General features: G+C 41.3%; 16 protein-coding genes. 6 read left to right on the top strand and 10 right to left on the bottom strand.

The features are described 5' to 3' along the window. Positions 1–139 precede the first annotated feature (139 nt). From I6N95_RS02675 to mprF, 4 genes are all read right to left on the bottom strand, one after another. Positions 140–898, bottom strand: coding sequence for an ABC transporter permease (locus I6N95_RS02675; protein ID WP_209524788.1), 759 nt, complete (start codon positions 896–898; stop codon positions 140–142). Continuing rightward, a complete protein-coding gene (locus I6N95_RS02670) occupies positions 895–1,683 on the bottom strand; it encodes an ABC transporter ATP-binding protein (protein ID WP_209524787.1) in 789 nt (262 codons plus the stop codon). Before I6N95_RS02670 ends, I6N95_RS02675 begins: the two co-directional genes overlap by 4 nt. Further along, on the bottom strand, positions 1,646–2,596 hold the full coding sequence (locus I6N95_RS02665) for an ABC transporter substrate-binding protein (protein WP_209524786.1): 951 nt from the start codon (positions 2,594–2,596) through the stop codon (positions 1,646–1,648). The genes I6N95_RS02670 and I6N95_RS02665 overlap by 38 nt, the downstream gene beginning before the upstream one ends. A 79-nt stretch (positions 2,597–2,675) precedes the next feature. Then, positions 2,676–5,255: a bifunctional lysylphosphatidylglycerol flippase/synthetase MprF gene (gene mprF, locus I6N95_RS02660; RefSeq protein ID WP_209524785.1), complete on the bottom strand. Its 2,580-nt coding sequence runs from the start codon at positions 5,253–5,255 to the stop codon at positions 2,676–2,678. A 186-nt stretch (positions 5,256–5,441) separates the two neighbouring features. Between mprF and proC the strand changes: the two genes are divergently transcribed. From proC to I6N95_RS02630, 6 genes are all read left to right on the top strand, one after another. Beyond that, positions 5,442–6,245, top strand: a complete 804-nt coding sequence (gene proC / locus I6N95_RS02655) for a pyrroline-5-carboxylate reductase (RefSeq protein ID WP_209524784.1) — start codon at positions 5,442–5,444, stop codon at positions 6,243–6,245. A 167-nt stretch (positions 6,246–6,412) separates the two neighbouring features. Continuing rightward, positions 6,413–7,183, top strand: a complete 771-nt coding sequence (locus I6N95_RS02650; protein ID WP_209524783.1) for a helix-turn-helix domain-containing protein — start codon at positions 6,413–6,415, stop codon at positions 7,181–7,183. Positions 7,184–7,461: 278 nt separating this feature from the next. Continuing rightward, a complete protein-coding gene (lplA, locus tag I6N95_RS02645; RefSeq protein ID WP_245249197.1) occupies positions 7,462–8,478 on the top strand; it encodes a lipoate--protein ligase in 1,017 nt (338 codons plus the stop codon). Continuing rightward, on the top strand, positions 8,475–9,209 hold the full coding sequence (locus tag I6N95_RS02640) for a methionine ABC transporter ATP-binding protein (protein ID WP_209524782.1): 735 nt from the start codon (positions 8,475–8,477) through the stop codon (positions 9,207–9,209). Before lplA ends, I6N95_RS02640 begins: the two co-directional genes overlap by 4 nt. After that, positions 9,206–9,883, top strand: coding sequence for a methionine ABC transporter permease (locus I6N95_RS02635; protein WP_209524781.1), 678 nt, complete (start codon positions 9,206–9,208; stop codon positions 9,881–9,883). Before I6N95_RS02640 ends, I6N95_RS02635 begins: the two co-directional genes overlap by 4 nt. 12 nt (positions 9,884–9,895) lie before the next feature. Beyond that, the gene (locus I6N95_RS02630; RefSeq protein ID WP_209524780.1) at positions 9,896–10,711 is read left to right on the top strand and encodes a MetQ/NlpA family ABC transporter substrate-binding protein; all 816 of its coding nucleotides are present in this window, start codon (positions 9,896–9,898) and stop codon (positions 10,709–10,711) included. 47 nt (positions 10,712–10,758) lie between these two features. Here I6N95_RS02630 and I6N95_RS02625 read toward each other — a convergent pair whose 3' ends face one another. The 6 genes from I6N95_RS02625 to I6N95_RS02600 all read right to left on the bottom strand — a co-directional run bounded on the left by I6N95_RS02625 (position 10,759) and on the right by I6N95_RS02600 (position 17,228). Further along, positions 10,759–11,244, bottom strand: a complete 486-nt coding sequence (locus I6N95_RS02625) for a Dps family protein (RefSeq protein WP_209524779.1) — start codon at positions 11,242–11,244, stop codon at positions 10,759–10,761. Positions 11,245–11,419: 175 nt separating this feature from the next. Beyond that, a complete protein-coding gene (gene efaA / locus I6N95_RS02620; RefSeq protein ID WP_209524778.1) occupies positions 11,420–12,358 on the bottom strand; it encodes an Mn/Fe ABC transporter substrate-binding lipoprotein EfaA in 939 nt (312 codons plus the stop codon). Then, on the bottom strand, positions 12,345–13,202 hold the full coding sequence (locus I6N95_RS02615) for a metal ABC transporter permease (protein ID WP_209524777.1): 858 nt from the start codon (positions 13,200–13,202) through the stop codon (positions 12,345–12,347). Before I6N95_RS02615 ends, efaA begins: the two co-directional genes overlap by 14 nt. Continuing rightward, a complete protein-coding gene (locus tag I6N95_RS02610) occupies positions 13,202–13,993 on the bottom strand; it encodes a metal ABC transporter ATP-binding protein (RefSeq protein WP_209524776.1) in 792 nt (263 codons plus the stop codon). Before I6N95_RS02610 ends, I6N95_RS02615 begins: the two co-directional genes overlap by 1 nt. Positions 13,994–14,385: 392 nt before the next feature. Then, positions 14,386–15,423: an aldose epimerase family protein gene (locus tag I6N95_RS02605; protein ID WP_209524775.1), complete on the bottom strand. Its 1,038-nt coding sequence runs from the start codon at positions 15,421–15,423 to the stop codon at positions 14,386–14,388. Beyond that, entirely contained in the window at positions 15,420–17,228 is a 1,809-nt protein-coding gene (locus I6N95_RS02600) for a glycoside hydrolase family 2 protein (RefSeq protein WP_430727520.1), read from the bottom strand. Before I6N95_RS02600 ends, I6N95_RS02605 begins: the two co-directional genes overlap by 4 nt. Between the last annotated feature and the right edge of the window lie 4 nt (positions 17,229–17,232).

Below are 17,232 nucleotides of genomic sequence, written 5' to 3'. Positions count from 1 at the left end.
TTTTCCTCTCTGAATGGGTTTTAGTCGATTTCATTCTATCGGAAATAATCATATGTTTCTATTTTTTTGCCTTAAAATAGGTGTGAATGATTTTTTCTCATCCACACCATAAATTATACAGCCCAAAAAAGAAGTTGGCTTATGCCAACTTCTTTTTTTGCCATTTGATGGTCGTAACACCTAGTAAATCAATTAAAAGGAATAAACCGAATCCTAATCCACTTAAAACGAGGATAGCCCCATACATCATCGGATAGTCCATCCTCGTCCAAGCATCCATAATAAAATACCCCATCCCATATTTTGTCCCATAGTTCTCTGTAAAAAATAAAACAGAGATAGCCGTTCCCAACGAAACTCGACTCGTACTTAAAACTGCCGAAAAACTGGCAGGCAAGGTAATTTCTCGAAAGGTCTGCCAAGAGCTGGCTTGCATACATTGATAAATATCATAAAGGTGTTCCGGTATTTCTTGAACCGCGTCCCGTACTGACAAAACCACTTGAGGGAAAACAATCAAAATAATTAACAAGATTTTTGAGACTTCTCCCAAGCCAAACAGCAACATAATCATGGGCAATAGGGCCAACTTCGGTATCGGGTAAGTCAAATAAATAACCGGGTCTAAAAGGTTGTTCCACCCCTTTGATCGGCCCATCAATAAGCCTAAGCCTGAACCCATTACTAAAGCCAATCCCATGCCGAAAAAAATTCGTCGTAAGCTGACGAGAATATGCCACCCCAGTTGAGCTTTGACCAAGGAATCAAAGGCCTGATAAACAATGATCGGACTCGGCAAAATTGGTTTATCGAGAATCCCACTGGCAACAAACCAGATCAGATGCACAATAATTAAAGCAACTAGAATCCCTCTGATACGTTTAACTAACCGATTCATCGACTTGCCAACTCCCTTCGCAAAGTTTGAACAGCCAAATAAAAGTCAGGATGTTCTCTTCGTTCAACTAGCTCCCCCTCACACCCTAACGGATTATCAACAACTGTCAAAATTTGTCCCGGTTGCCCGGTCATCAGAATAATCTTTTGACCTAAGAGAAGTGCCTCCTCAATATCATGCGTAATAAAAAGGGTGGTTTTCGGGTCTCGTTGCCAAGTTTCACGAAATAAGGATTGGGCTTTTTCACGTGTAAAAGCGTCTAGCGACGAAAACGGCTCATCCATTAAAAGAAAATCACCTTTAATGGCAAAGGCTCGGGTAATCGATACTCGTTGCTGTTGACCACCACTCATTTGATTAGGATAAGCCTGTTTTAATTCACTGATTTCCATAGCTGAAAACAACCTGTCAATCTCTGCTAAATCATCAGACGAAAGCCTTTTTTTCTTTTGACTAATTTTTACAGCCATTGTGACTGCCTGCCAAGCCGTCTGCCAAGGTAAAAGTCCATAATTTTGCGGGACTAAGCCGATTAAGTGATGACTAGCTTTATAAGGTTGCCCAGCTAATTCAATTTCTCCGGCTGCAATATTTTGTAACCCTGCTACTACTCGAAGCAGAGTCGATTTTCCCGTGCCAGATGGCCCAAGAATGGTATAAATCTTCCCCGCATCTAAAGTGAGCGTTAACTCTTTCAGGATTACCTGTTCTCCAACAGCGACACTGACGTTTTTAAAGGCCAAAGAATCAATTGAAATAGACATGACTGATAACATCTTTCCCATTTAATTCCTTTTTCAACAGCTCTTCTTGTCTAGCCCATTCAAAAGCAGAGTCGATATCCGCAACCTTGACTTGCTCTATTTTGCCATAATCGGGAATCTCTATTTGCTCTTTCAAGGTTGCAGGAAACCCAACTTCCGCAATGAATAACTCAATATACTCAGACTTATCCGTCGTTTCCAGATAGGTAACAGCTTGATTATAGGCATCAAACATCCCGCGAATGGCGTCACTTTGTTCATCGATAAAGTCAGTGGTAAACGCGATAGCAAAGGGATTGATACCAATATCCCGAGTGGATTGGACCACTGTCATTTGATCGACTTTAGCCATCGTCACAAAAGGTTCAGGTAAAATAGCCCCAGCCACCTTTTTATTTGTCAGTAATTCCAAACGAGCTGAGACTTGTGGCACTTCATTGGCCTTGATATCTGCTCTGGTTAGCCCCGCTTCTTTCAACATCATATCAATGGCATAAGCTGTTCCGGTTCGCGCAGCAAAAACCACTTCCTTACCTTTTAAATCCGCAACAGTCTTTGCTTCATCGTTTGTGACCAAATCAAATTGATCATAAGGAGCGGCAACTACTTTAACATCTAAATCACCTTGGCGATAAATCGCCACTGCCACTAAGTCTGTAATAACACCATCCAATTTTCCCGCTTGCAGCGCAGCATCACGATCATTAGCGCTTTTAAATACTTCTAACTCAAGCTTTACCCCCTGCTCTTTGGCATATCCTTCTTTTTGAGCAATAATAAAGGGAATATTGTCAGTTGAAGGCATGACGCCTAGCCGAATAGTCACCTCTTGACCTTCTGTTGCGACTTTTGACTGTTTCTCTTCTGGAGCACACCCCACCAACAAAACTACTGATAACATTGTGGCAATGATGCCACCTAACCATTTTTTCACTGTTAAAACCTCTTTCTTCATCTTTATTGTAAGGGGCACAAAAAGTCGCCACTTTATTGAAGCTATTGCAGTAGTCTTGCTATTCAATCATCACACCTTCCATCGGGCGAGGCCGACGACGTTTACCACGATCTATTAACAGATACAATTGCATCATCAAAAAAAACTCATTGCTCTTCTGGTAAGATAGATAGCGGGGCTTCCAATCAGTAGCAAATTCCGCTTTAAAGCTGCGAACATCCTGAAAACTAACCACTGAAGAACTATATGTATAAAAGACATTGACTATTCGCTCTTTCATAAAGGAAGTTTCAGCGTTGCCAACATTGGCTAACGGGGCTAAGCCGAGATCGAAAAGCTTGCCACCTTTTGCTTGGCAGCTGTCAATTGCATGAGTTACCATAAAAGCACCCAAATCAGCTGGAGCTGATTTTTTAAAGCGCAATAAATCATACCCCATTTCCTGATAGCCCTGTATCGGTTTTAGCGAAATAAAGCCCACTGCTTCTCGTTGCTCACTGTAGACCACGCCGACAGGGGCTTGGTTCAAATATTCGCGCTTAAAACGACCATTGGAGAAATAACGCTCTCCATGAGCTTTCACCCAATTGTCAGATATTTTTTCCAACTCCACGAAAAGTTCATTGGAAAGAGGCGGTTCGTACCATTGAAAATGATAGCCTAAACTTTCCAAACGCTTCGTCTCGGTTCGGTTGGCTGAGATGGTCTGCCTTTCCTCCGCTGTGCGAAGTCGCAACTGTCCTTCTTCTCCTAATTTCATAAAGTCAAAGCCTAAATCGTGAAGCAATAAGGTATAGTCATCGGTTACGCCGTAAAAAACTAACTGATAGCCTAAGCGATCTCCATAACGAATAAACGCTGTCGTGGCTTTTTTCAAACAATCAGGCTCTCCTACCGGATTTCCTAAAACAAAGAGTTTACTACCTTGAAGTTCAAAGGTAAACATCACCTTGTCCAAGTTGTCCTCTCGGTAATAATAATGACGCTTATCCTTTAAAAATACTAAATGACTATACGTCGTTCCCCCATAGCGTTCCAACAACTGATTAATTCGCTTCTTATCAAAATACAGCCCTGCCCGATCGGAAGACGCTAAATAATGATACAACAGAAAAATAGTGATCGCAGCGAGAACTAAACCAGCTAATCCCTGAATCCAGACGGCTTCCGAGGGAAACAATAAAAAATTTGCTGGAACTTCTCCATGCTCTAAACGATCGGTCGAATAAAAGCCGACAACCGAATACAAAAGAAAAAGAGCACCGTAAAGCAGTCCGTCGAACGTCAAAGACTCCCATGAAAATACCAACTGCTTTCGGTAAAACTCCTTGCGGGACCAATAAATACAAACGATCAGAAATAAATAGAACACGATTAAACTCCATGAGACAGTTCGTGCCACAGTATTCACGATGCAAAAAGCTAACACGATAATCGTTGGTAAATAAGCTTTTTTAACACGATTTGCCACACCACGAGCTAAACCAATAAGCAAAAAACCAACCATCATATTCAATGTTTGATCCAAAAAATTAAATGAATAAGGCAACAATCTGCTGACTAGTTGACTCAAATTGGATAAATTGGGGATCGTGGACAATAAGGCCATGGTAATGCCAGCAAAATAAACCATACATACCAGAATGAAATGAGCCGTCTTCTGAGTAAAAACCTTTGGTAAATCATCAAAAAACTGATTAATTTTCGTACTGGTTTGATGGATAAATGAAAAGAGACCTGTTAAAAATGGGACCACGTAATAGAATATACGGTAATAGAGCAACCACGCCACCGCTATCTCTTTCGGCAAGCCAACTTGGCCTAAACCGACAATCATCAAAACATCAAATGTCCCCATTCCCCCGGGTACCATGGAAATCATCCCAATGAATGTTGCTGCAACAAACAGGGGATACACTTGCCAAACATCAACTGGCACCTCTAGAAGTTGGCCGATGAGGAGAAAGGTTCCAAGTGCGCCGCACCACTGCCCAAAAGATCCTAAAAAGAGCGTTAAGACCCGCTTTAAAGGAAAATCAGCAAACAGCCGCTGACGACGCAAACGCGTAAAGAGAAACAAGCCAGGCGCATATAGACTTCCTCCCAACAACCAAACCCAATAGCTCCCATAGGGATTGCCTCTGCGAATAAAAAAAATGTCGACAAAGGTGACCGCACAAAGTAAAGACAGACCGGACAACATAAAGATCGCTACTTTTGAGACAGTCGTTACCACTTTTTTAGTTTCTGCCTCTTGTCCATAGAAACGCGCCCTTAAGGTTGCCCCAATTACACCGCCAAACCCGGCTAAATTATTTAACGTATTCGTGGTCCAGGCTGAAGTAAAGAGGGTTTTACGAGACAAGCGTGGTTTCCCATTTTCTTCTAGTATACTGACCGTTACCCAATCATAAACCAACATTGGCAACACAGCTGTTAAACCAATAGCTGTCATCAACAATAAGGTTTGCTTACGCTGAGAGGACAAGACAGCTTTTAGATCTTCCCAAGTCATTCCTTGTAAAATCGATGTCATCTGATTCACTACAAATAACAACACGGAAAAGAGAAAAATCACCTTAAGCCAACTGCTGTGTTTGCGAATCCAACTGCCGATTGTTCGTACTGTTTCTTTCATAATCTCACTCCAGTTTATTCCTTCGGCCTAGCTAAGCCATTATAAAAGGCTAAGTAAGGCTGATCACTCTATATTTTACCACAAGATTAGACTAACACAGCAAACATCTTTTGCTGTAGTATTATTTGCACTCTGACAGTGATACGGGTAAGATTAGAAGTATCTATAACGAAAGAAGGAATTTTCATGAAATTGGGATTTATCGGGGCTGGCAATATGGCCACAGCCATTATTAAAGGGTTGCTAGCCAAAAATTTTCTACCAGCTACTGACATTTATATCACCACCTCCAGTTCCGAACATACGGAGACTGTCGCAAAAAATCTAGGAATCCAATCTGCCCATTCAAATGCTGACTTAATAGAAATTGCTGATACGGTCATTATCGCCGTCAAGCCACATATCGCTCCTATTATCCTGAATGAACAGCGCGAGTTGTTAACTAAGAGAAAATCGGTATTGATTTCAATCGCATCTGGTTTAACATTGGAAAATTTAGCCGAACTCACGTCCTCAGAACAAAAGATCGTAAAAGTAATGCCTAATATGAACGTCTCCATCGGCCAAAGTGTCTCCGCTATATGTGGTAACCAGCTCATTACCAAGGAAGAGCTGGACTTGGTGGCTGCTCTGTTTAATGTAGTCGGCTCTACTTATGAGATTGCTGAAAAAGACTTTCGCAATTTTACAGCCTTGGCTGGCTGTTCACCAGCTTTTACCTACCTTTATATCGACGCCATGTCACGTGCCGGCGTTAAAAATGGATTGCCAAAGGCCATGGCGACAAAAATCGCCGCCGAAGCAGTCAAAGGTAGTGCGCAAATGGTTCTTGATTCTGAAGACACCCCTTGGGACTTAATCGATAAAGTTTGTTCCCCAGGAGGCACAACGATTGCCGGATTAGTTGCCCTTGAAGAAGAACATTTTATGGCAACGGTCATCAAAGGGCTAGAAGCTACCATTAAACGTGACCAAGAACTGGAAGGCTAACGACAAAAATGACTCCCTTCCCAGTCTTTTTATCAATTCTGTTTACTTGAGAAAGACTGTCATAGCAAGGATGCAAGAGATGCTTGCTACCATTTTTACGATGATTTTAGTAAAGTAAAAGCAGGCGATAGAATTCTATTAGCCGACTATTCAACGAGGAGAACGACATGACTATTGGTGAAAAATTACAAGCACGGCGAAAAGAACTGGGACTGACCCAAGAAGCAGCAGCAAAACAACTCCATGTTTCGCGACAAGCTATCTCAAATTGGGAAACCGGGAAAAATTATCCCGATCTTGAAACTATTATTGCCATCAGTGATGTCTATACTATTTCTTTGGATACATTACTGAAAGGAGATAACATCATCGTGAAAGAAATAAATAAAAAAATCTATCACAGTCTTATTAAACGCGGCGTCGTCTTTTTAGGGGTGTTGAGCCTGCTGATTTGTTTTGTGGTAGATTTGGGGATTAATCGGCGACTAACTTGGTCCCTTATTCCACTTATCAGTGTGGCTAGTTTAGGAGGAACCTGGTTAACCTTTGAACACTCTCAACACCAGCGGCTAATCAAAGCGGGCATTTGCTTCAGTCTACTGGTGCTCCCCTATCTGTGGCTGCTGGAAAAAATTTTAGTGGCTAGTCAGTATATCGACGCTCCGTTTTTCTTCAAATTAGCCGCTCCTATTAGTCTCATCTGGTTATTACTGCTCTGGCTTTCAGTCCTAATTCACCATAAAGTGACTTGGCATTGGAGTTACTCTGTTGCATTATTCTGCCTGATGTCAATTCCTGGTAGCTATCTCATGACCATTATACTGGGAGAAACTGACAATCTCTTAAGCATTATGATCAATGTGGTATCATTAGGTAGCCTAACAATCGCTTTCTTTTTCTTAGGGAATATTCTGACCCACTATCGACACACTAAATAGCAGCGCCACAGACTTGTTCAAAGAAGGTTCTTTGAGCAAGTTTTTTTCACTTTCAAAAAAACAAAATTGTACGTGCTTTTCTGGCAGTTCCCACGACTTAACTTGACACCTTCCTAGACAAAACTTATTCCTGCAAGCTTTTCTTGCGCTCTTTTCAACTAGATCAACTTTGCTTGCTTATCACTTATTGATAAAAAGGGCTTAACACTTTGAAATTTCCGTGTAAATCGGCGACAATGGTCATGCTCTACTTAACAACAAAAGGAGGTTCTATCACTATGTACTACCTATCCATGAATAGTTTGGATATCCGCACTAACTTAGCCACAGAAGAGTACCTACTGAACAAATGGGATAAACAGGAACCTTTAATCTTGTTCTATATTCAGAAGCCATCAATTATTATCGGCAGAAATCAAGATTATTATGCGGAGTTAAATCTTCCTTATGTTCTAAAAGAACAGATCACTGTCACTCGCCGTTTATCAGGTGGTGGCACAGTCTACGACGATTTAGGCAACCTTAGTTACAGCATTGTCACCCAGAAGGGCCGGGCTTTTGGTAACTTTAAAGAACTCACTCAGCCAATCTTAACCGCTCTTCAGCAACTAGGCGTTCAAGCCAACTTAACTGGAAGAAACGATTTAATCGTAGAGGGACGCAAATTCTCAGGTAACGCCATGTATCAAAAGGGGACAAAATTATTTTGTCATGGCACCTTGATGTATGACGTCAACTTAGCTGTTTTACCACAAGCCTTAAGCGTTTTTCCTGAAAAGCTTAAAGCTAACAACGTTCGCTCTGTCCGCAGTCGCGTGACTAATTTAAAACCCTATTTAACTACTTGCTATCAACAAACCACTGCTGAATTTCGTGACTTATTACTTTGTCAACTTTTTGCTGTCAGTGATTTACAGATGATTCAAGAGAAACAATACCAGCTGACCTCTTATGATAAAAGTCAAATTCAGTCCTTAGTGACAAGCAGGTACAGCAATCCGCACTGGATTCAAGGAAACCATCAGTTGGCGACTTACACAGTCAAGCAGCGGTTTCCCATCGGGACTATTGAAGTGCGCTTTGAGTTAAGCGATCGTCGTCTTCACCAGGTGCATTTTTATGGTGATTTTTTCAATCAAGAGACCCCGACTGATTTAGAAAAAGCTTTGGAACAAGCTCCTTATGAACTGACTGCTCTTACTGATCTGCTAAAAACCTTTGATCTAAGTCGTTATTTTGGCCCAGTCTCAGCAATAGAACTGGCAAACCTAATTTACAAGGAGCCCCAGCTATGATTCAATTTAAAAATGTCTCAAAAACCTATGGCCAAGGTAAGTATCAGCCAAAAGCCTTGGCAGCCATTTCATTGGAAATTGCCACTGAGGAACGTTTCGGGATTGTCGGTGCCAGCGGCTCAGGCAAGTCAACCCTTTTGCGCTTAATCAATCAATTAGAAACACCTGATACTGGTCATATCCTTTTAAAGGGTGAAAATATTTCTTGCTTATCAACGAAAGAACAGCGACTTAACCGTCAAAAGATTGGCATGATTTTTCAGCAATTTCATTTGCTCAATAATAAGACAGTCTATGAGAATGTGGCATTGCCTTTAAAACTACAAGGGAAAAACAAACAACCACGAGTAAGAGAGATGATGGACTTTGTTAATATTAGCAATTTGGCCCATCAATCCCCTCAACAATTAAGTGGTGGGCAAAAACAACGTGTGGCAATTGCCCGAGCCTTGTCTTACGACCCTCAAATTTTACTTTGTGATGAACCAACCTCAGCCCTTGATGATCAGCATACCGAAGAAATTATTCAGTTACTTAAAAAGGTTCATCAGCATTTCCGCACCACCATGCTGATTGTGAGTCACGACTTTTCTGTCATTCGTCAGTTATGTACACGAGCAGCGATTTTAGAAGACGGTCATTTATTAGACGTTATTCAGGTGGCGCCTGCTGCTAAAGCAGCCATCTTCGAAAGCTACTACCACCGAGCACTGGAGAGTTTAAGCCGATGAGCCTTTATTTAGAACGATTGACTTATTACCAGCCTGAAATGACAAAAGCCTTATGGGAAACTGGTTACATGCTGACCATCTCCACCTTGGCGGCCATGCTTTTGGGCTTACCATTAGGGACTTATCTATTTTTAACAGGCAAACAAGGCGTGGCTGCCAATCGTTTCCTTTCGCTGATTTTCAACAGCTATGTCAACATTGTTCGCTCTTTTCCCTTTTTATTATTTGTGATCGCCTTAATTCCGTTAACCCGTTTTTTGATCGGTTCCTCTTTTGGTACCTATGCCGCAACCTTCCCTTTAAGTTTAGTCGCTATTGCCATTTACGCTCGCTTAGTCGAACAGGTCTTACTCGATGTTCCAAGTGACGCCATCGAACTGGCTCATTCACTTGGTGCAACAAACAAACAATTAATCTTTGACTTTTTATACATTGAAGCTCGCTCGGGATTGGTTCTCAGTCTGACTTCCTTAATGATTAGCATGGTTTCCTATTCAACCGTCATGGGCGTGATTGGCGGCGGTGGCATCGGTGACTTTGCTATTCGTTACGGCTATCAGCGCTATGAGTATGACATGATGTACACTACTATTATAATCATGATCACTATGGTGATCGTGATTCAATTGCTCGGTAGCAAGCTTTCCCAAAAAATCGATAAACGAAAGAAATAGGAGAATTTACCCATGAAAAAGAAATTAGTTTTGTTAAGCCTTATGAGTGCCCTGATGCTTATAGTCGTCGCCTGCGCACCAAAGAAGAAGGAAACAACCACCAAAAAAACCGTTAAAATTGCCGCTCATTTACCAACGATGGTGGACATTATTAAGATTGCCACTCCTGTCATGGCAAAAGACGGATACGTCCTTGAACTAGTCCAAGTTAACGACAACATTCAATACAATGAATTACTTAACAACCAAGAGGTCGATGCCAATTTCGCCCAACATCAACCGTTTATGGAAAAATTTAATGAAGAACGACAGGCTAATTTAGTTGCTGTTCAGAAAATTTACGATGCCAAAGTAGGCTTTTACGCGAAAGAAGCTCAAACTATTGAAGATATTCCTGAGGGCTCCAAAGTCGCCCTACCAAGTGACGTCTCAAATGAAGGCCGCGCCTTGGCGATATTGGCAGATGCTGGGCTGATTACCTTAAAACAAGGGGTCGGATTTGAAGGCACTCTCAAAGATATCGAAGACAATCCGAAAAAATTCCAATGGTTATCGGTTGATTTATTAAATCTGGCAGAAACTTATGATGAAGCCGGGGTCAGTTTAGTTTACAACTACCCCGCCTATATCGCCAAAATTGGTTTAACACCGGCTGATGCCTTAATTTTAGAAAAAAAAATAGACCAGCGCTTCGCCATTAGTCTGGTGGCTCGAGAAGACAATCAGGATTCCGCTGAAATTAAAGCCTTAAAAAAAGCCATGACCAGTCCTGAAGTCAAAGACTATTTGGAAAAAGAACACGGTGAGACCACCGTTCCTGCTTTCTAAAACAAAAAAGTTACAAGCGGCTGCTCGTAACTTTTTTGGTCTCATAATTATAAACCTGGTTCACGGCCTAATTTAGCGGTTAGCATCCAGATTTGTTTCTCAACGATGCCTTTAAAGTTAATAAACATGTCTTCCGTCACATTATCGCCTTCTTCACCGGCAGCCTCAATACCTTCTGCATAAAGCGCTGCTAGGTAACGATAGCCATCGACTAAACGCTCCATCCGCTCAGGGATTGTTTTGTCATAAGAACCAGGCTCATCACTTAATTTTGTCTGTTCTGCAAACTCACTTAATGTTGAATAGGGAGCACCACCAATTGTGATTAAACGTTCAGCCACTTCATCTAACTGATCATTGATTCCATCCATAAATGTGTCCATTTGTGGGTGGAGAGTTAGAAAATCATTACCGCGCATATACCAGTGTGTTTGATGGATAATGACTGAAAATTGACTTAAATCCGCCACCAATTGATTTAACACTTCTTTAGTTTTCGCACCTGCAACTTTTGCTTCTTTCGTATAACTCATCCTAATAGTTCCTCCTTTGTTTGATATGCTTTTGGCCTTTCAGCCAAAGCAAAATCACCATGATTTAATTCCTTACCTCTTCATGTTAAATCTTTCTCAAGCAAATAGCAACTCTTGTGCACATAACTGAGATTCCTTCTCATTTAGCAGTCGATTTTCTCAATACCTGAGGTTCTCATTTACTTTCAGCTAGCAAGCCATCATGTATCTTCGTTAAATTCCATTCCATCATTTTATAATAACTATCACCAGGTTCCCCTTTATTTGCGAGAGAATCGGTGAATATTTTGTCATAAATAGGAATGCCCGTTTCATTAGACACACTTTCCATACTGCGGGGATCAACACTGGTTTCAATAAACAAGTTCGGTACTTTTGTCTCATTGATTTTATCAATTATCTGACTCATTTGATCAGGCGTCCCTTGACTTTCAGTATTGATTTCCCAAATATAAGCGGCTTCTAATCCATAGGCTTTAGAGAAGTATTTAAAGGCGCCTTCACTGGTTACAAGTAAGGCTTGTTCCTTGGGAATTTCTTTAAATTCTTTTTTCCCCTTCGTATCCAGTTCTTCTAAGGCAGCAATATAGGTGTCCGCCTTCGCTTTAAAATAAGCCTCGTTGCCAGCGTCTTTTGCTGCCAGAGCTTTTTCAATATTCCTTACATACGTCATCCCATTAGAAATATCCAGCCAAGCATGGGGATCTTGTTCTGATTCTTTGCCATCACTAGTCAAGTACATCGGCTCAACTCCTAGACTAGCTGCAAAAAAATCAACTTCTGCTTTTTTATTGGAGGTTTCCATCAATTTCGCAAACCAGCCACTGCCACCGGTTTCCAAGTTTAAGCCATTGTAAAAAATCAGATCAGCTTCAGTTGATTTGGCAATATCTACTGGCAGTGGCTCGTACTCATGGGGGTCAGTTCCCACAGGAACAATGCTGTGAACCTCTACTTTATCGCCTCCAACAATCTCAGCCATATCGGCTAAAATGGAATTGGTCGCAACGACTTGCAACTTATCTGGCGTTTGGGAGTCCTCTTTGTCTTGACCGCAAGCGCCTAAAACAAACAGAGTTAAAAGACTGACTAAGGCTAAGTTAATTTTCTTCATGAATAACCACCTCTTTCCGATTAAATACAATTCCCTGTTTCGGAGAAAAAACAAAAGCTAAAATAAAGAATACGGCTGCGGTTAAGACAATCGCCGCCCCAGAGGCCACATTAAACGTGTAACTGAAGAATAACCCAATAACTGAGCTAAGGGTGCTTAAACTGGCTGATATAACAATCATACGGGACAATTTATTCGTCAACAGAAAGGCAGTAGCTGCTGGTGTGACTAACAGCGCCACCACTAAGACAGTACCGATCGTTTGCAGTGCCGTCACGGCCACCAAAGTTAAGCCAAACATTAAACTGTAATGAATCAAGTCAACATTTAGCCCGTAAGCTTGAGCCATTGTCGGGTCAAATGAACTGACCAATAATTCTTTAAAAAATAACAGAACGAAAACAAAGACAACCACGGCCACAATCGCTGTAATCAAAATATCGCTTTGTCTAACAGCTAGCACATTACCAAATAGGATATGATAGAGATCCGTTGAGCTTTTGGCAAGGGAAATCAAAATAATCCCTAAAGCAAAGAAAGAGCTAAAAACAATGCCGATGGCAGTATCGCTCTTTAATTTACTTTTTTGGGTCACAAAACCAATCAAAAGAGCAGCCATAATCCCAAAAACTGAGGCCCCGATAATAAAATTAGCACCAACCATATAAGAAATAGCAACCCCTGGCAATACCGCATGAGAAATCGCATCCCCCATCAACGACATCCCCCTGAGCACAATAAAACTACCGATAACTCCAGAAATCAATCCTACAACGATACAGGTAATTAAGGCATTTTGTAAAAACTCATATTTAATTAAGCCCTCAATAAAATTGCCAATCATTAATCTCTCACTCCTTTGATGATAATCTCACCCATAGTATTTCCATAGGCCTGTTGAATATTAGCGGTTGTGAACGCTTTGTTGACTGGTCCATAACTAACCAATTGTTTATTCATAATGATTAATTCGTCAAAATATTCCGTTACTTTATGTAAGTCATGATGAACGATCACGATCATTTTGCCAATTGATTTTAACTCTTTTAGCAGGTCAATGATCACTTTTTCGCTAGTCATATCGATGCCTACAAAAGGCTCATCCAAAAAGATAATCGCCGCATCTTGAGCCAAGGCTCGGGCAATAAACACTCGCTGCAACTGACCGCCAGATAATTCACCAATTTGCCGTTTGCGAAATGCGTCCATTTTGACTAATTTTAGACACTCAAGCACTTTAGCCTTATGAGCTTTTTTCGGGCGTCTCAATATTCCTAGCTTCGGGTAAGTTCCCAAGAGAACGACTTCCTCCACTGTAATCGGAAAGGACAAATCAATCGCGCTCCGTTGTTCAACGTAAGCAATATGTTTCCTAGCCTCCCTGATGTTGACATCTCCGATCAACGAAGTCCCCTCAACAGGCTTAACTAACCCAATCATGCCTTTCAACAAGGTTGACTTCCCAGCTCCATTTGGACCGATAATCCCAGTAATAGCACCCGGTTTAATACTTAAGGTCACGTTTTCAATGGCTTTTTTCCCCTGATAAGCAACGCTCAAGTGATTAACCCTTATATGTTTTCCACTAAATCCATGATCGGTAGTGGCTAAATTAATTTTTTCGTAGACTTCCATTTTACCGCCTCCTATTTTTAGGTCTACCTAAATTTAATATAAGTCTAGCATAACTAAGTTATCAGGTCAAATTAATCACACTAACAAAAGCTGAACGAGGTGTTGCCGTTACTCTTATTGCTTTACTTCGTCCTTCAAAGCTTAGTGCTTTAGCACTTAGCATTTGATGAGAACGAAGTGTCCCTTAACTCTAACGAATAAATTCGTAAGAATAACGGCAGCAATTAGAAACAAGGGACATCGAAGAGCACTTAGAATTTGTTGAGATCGAAGCGAAGCGTAGTGGTGCCTCATGAAGCTGGATCCAAACTACGATAAAGAGAAAGTTTTGTACTTTCCTATCAAGTAAAAAAGTCGCTATTTTCATTTTCTCTGAAAATAGCGACTTGCTTTTAGTTATTTACTGATAAGTTAAAAACCGTTTTGCTTCGAAAAATATGATCAGGCTTTAGAACAATCGAACCAAAGTTATCATGATTAATCGCATCAGGAAGTTGTTGGGTTTCTAGGGTAACACCGCCATGCTTAACCTGAAAACTGTCTTTCATAACCACTGGTTCGTCAACCATGTTACTCGTGTAGACGACAACAGCTGGGGCATCCGTCGTCATTTCCACTTTAACCAATTGCTGGCTATCCATTAAAACGACTTGAGGTCCGATACCATTCTCATTCAACAGGAACGGGTGGTCATAACCATCAACCAATCTATTTTGTAGATCATCACTCTTTAGTCCCTGATCAATTGCCACGGCTTTACCACGAAAATCAAAAGGAGTTCCCTGAACTGCTCGCAATTCACCTGTTGGAATTAAGCTTTCTGTTAAAACACCGTAGACATCGGCATCTATTGAAAGTAAATGACTGCCAATCTCCTCTGTCCGATGCTGATTTAAATTAAAATAGACGTGGTTAGTAGGATTAAACAAAGTCGGCGCATCAGTTTCAGCTTGATACTCAATGTGCCATTCATCCTCATTGGTTAAGGTATGACTGACAGTCATATCCAGATTGCCAGGAAAGCCATTCTCGCCATCTCTTGAGACCAATCTAAAATGAATGGTCACCCGATCCTCTCGCTGCTCAATGCTTGTCTGCCAGATTTGACAATCTACACTTTTCGGACCACCATGTAAACAGTTCAAACCGTCATTTTGTGGCAATTGATACATTTGCTGAGCCAACTGATAACTGCCACCAGAAAGTCTGCCAGCAACTCGGCCAATTGTTGCGCCGATATAACTATCCTTAGCTTCATATTCCTCGGCAGAATCAAATCCTAACACCAAATTGCGCTGTTGCTGATCAACCTTCATAGACAAGTTGACAATTCTGGCACCAAAATCCGATAATTCCAATACCGTGCCACGGTGATTTTCAATGGTGTACAACTGAGCTTTTTCACCAAATTTAGTTGTAGTTAGTTTCATTTTTTCGCCTCGCTATACAGTCGCTCTGGAAAATATTGCCTGTTTATTTCTTTAATCTTTGCCAGATCACATTTAGGTGTTCGGTCGTAGGCTAACAGTCCATTAATTTCCTGTTCCACATCGGTCAATTGGGTATAACAATAACCGAAAAGGGCTTTGGAGCTATAAAGCGCGGACATAATGCGACCGTATTCGCTGACAAACTCAGTCGCATCACTAACTGACGTATACCCCCAGCCATCCTGCTCACCAACTTGATAACCAATACCACCAAATTCGGTTAACATAATCGGTTCTCCTCGATGGCGATACCCCTCAGCGTATATCCCCCACTTACCAGGAGCTTGATTAATCAGATTTTCAACAGTCGACAGTGTCTCAATAAAATGATCATATTTTTTTCCTTCTTCAACGCCGCCATGACTGTAATTGTGAATCGCACAAATATCCGTCACGGTCATTTCCCAACCATCATTAGAAATGACTAAACGAGAGTCATCTAAAGAATGAATCAAATGATAGATTCCTTCAGAAAAATGCTGCTGTTGTTGATTGTGATGGATATCCGGCACACCCCAACTTTCATTTAAAGGAACCCACGTCACAATTGAAGGATGATTGCGATCTCGCTCAATGATTTCAAACCATTCATTGGTCAATCGTTCGACTGCTTTCTCAGTATAGACGGGGGCAGACGCACATTCACCCCAAACGATAAACCCTAATTGATCAGCCCAGTACAAAAAGCGGGGATCTTCAACTTTTTGATGCTTGCGACAACCGTTAAAGCCCATTTCCTTGGCCAGCTCAATGTCTCTTTTAAAATCTTCATCTGTCGGTGCCGTTAAAAGACCAGTTGGCCAATACCCTTGATCTAACACTAACCGTTGATAGTACGGGTAATTATTTAAGAAGGTCATGCCTTTTTCTGTGTGAATTTTCCTAAAACCAAAATAACTCACCACCTTGTCTAAAACGGCATCCTCTGAATCGATCAATTTTAAGGAGACATCAAATAGATTAGGCTTTTCTGGGCTCCAGGTCCAACCATTATCATGAAAATTACTTCTAAAGATTTTATTTTGATAAAGTTCAACGGAGCGATTCATCTCGGTACTGGTCACCATCACTAAATCTGAGGCAATCGCTTCTCCTTGAAAACTGATTTGATAGCCAACTTGTTTGCCGACTGCTTCCGCTGGAAAGATCAGACGGATGCCCACTTTGCCTTCGTCCACATCCGGTTGAAATATCACTTGTTTAATATGACTAACCGCCACTTCTTCTAACCAAACGGTCTGCCAGATACCAGTCGAGTTGGTATACCAAATGCCCCGAGATTCCTTCTCCCAAAATTGTTTCCCTCGAGGAATTGTCTCGTCTGCATGAGGGTCATATACTTTTACCACCAGTACCTGTTGCCCCTCTTTTTCAAGATAATTCGTCACATTAAAGGAAAATGACGTGTGACCACCAATATGCCCACCGATATAAACACCGTTCAAATAAACGTCTGCTTGATAATCAACTGCCCCAAAATGAAGAAGAACCTGCTTCTCCCCTGTATAACTAAACTCTTTTCGATACCAAACTCTGTCGTGAACTTCCCGTTGATTGATCTGACTAAGCTCTGACTGATAAACGAAGGGAACCTGAATCTTTTGCGAAAAAGACACCTTCCCTTCATGCCATTTTTCGTCCATCCCTTGATCAAGATCATCAAAGGCAAATTCCCATTCCCCATTTAAATTCGTCCACTGCTCTCGTTGAAACTGAGGCCGCGGGTATTCAGTTCGTTTATTCATCATA

Origin of the sequence: Vagococcus allomyrinae, from assembly GCF_017829975.1 — a bacterium.
GTDB classification, from domain to species: Bacteria; Bacillota; Bacilli; order Lactobacillales; family Vagococcaceae; genus Vagococcus_D; species Vagococcus_D allomyrinae.
This window is presented reverse-complemented; position numbering and strand designations above follow the sequence as displayed.

Excerpts from the sequence above, each read along its gene's own strand:
- I6N95_RS02675 (WP_209524788.1), bottom strand. The coding sequence starts at position 898 with ATGAATCGGTTAGTTAAACGTATCAGAGGGATTCTAGTTGCTTTAATT.
- I6N95_RS02670 (WP_209524787.1), bottom strand. The coding sequence starts at position 1,683 with ATGGGAAAGATGTTATCAGTCATGTCTATTTCAATTGATTCTTTGGCC.
- mprF (WP_209524785.1), bottom strand. The coding sequence starts at position 5,255 with ATGAAAGAAACAGTACGAACAATCGGCAGTTGGATTCGCAAACACAGC.
- proC (WP_209524784.1), top strand. The coding sequence starts at position 5,442 with ATGAAATTGGGATTTATCGGGGCTGGCAATATGGCCACAGCCATTATT.
- I6N95_RS02650 (WP_209524783.1), top strand. The coding sequence starts at position 6,413 with ATGACTATTGGTGAAAAATTACAAGCACGGCGAAAAGAACTGGGACTG.
- lplA (WP_245249197.1), top strand. The coding sequence starts at position 7,462 with ATGTACTACCTATCCATGAATAGTTTGGATATCCGCACTAACTTAGCC.
- I6N95_RS02640 (WP_209524782.1), top strand. The coding sequence starts at position 8,475 with ATGATTCAATTTAAAAATGTCTCAAAAACCTATGGCCAAGGTAAGTAT.
- I6N95_RS02635 (WP_209524781.1), top strand. The coding sequence starts at position 9,206 with ATGAGCCTTTATTTAGAACGATTGACTTATTACCAGCCTGAAATGACA.
- I6N95_RS02630 (WP_209524780.1), top strand. The coding sequence starts at position 9,896 with ATGAAAAAGAAATTAGTTTTGTTAAGCCTTATGAGTGCCCTGATGCTT.
- I6N95_RS02625 (WP_209524779.1), bottom strand. The coding sequence starts at position 11,244 with ATGAGTTATACGAAAGAAGCAAAAGTTGCAGGTGCGAAAACTAAAGAA.
- efaA (WP_209524778.1), bottom strand. The coding sequence starts at position 12,358 with ATGAAGAAAATTAACTTAGCCTTAGTCAGTCTTTTAACTCTGTTTGTT.
- I6N95_RS02615 (WP_209524777.1), bottom strand. The coding sequence starts at position 13,202 with ATGATTGGCAATTTTATTGAGGGCTTAATTAAATATGAGTTTTTACAA.
- I6N95_RS02610 (WP_209524776.1), bottom strand. The coding sequence starts at position 13,993 with ATGGAAGTCTACGAAAAAATTAATTTAGCCACTACCGATCATGGATTT.
- I6N95_RS02605 (WP_209524775.1), bottom strand. The coding sequence starts at position 15,423 with ATGAAACTAACTACAACTAAATTTGGTGAAAAAGCTCAGTTGTACACC.
- I6N95_RS02600 (WP_430727520.1), bottom strand. The coding sequence starts at position 17,228 with ATGAATAAACGAACTGAATACCCGCGGCCTCAGTTTCAACGAGAGCAG.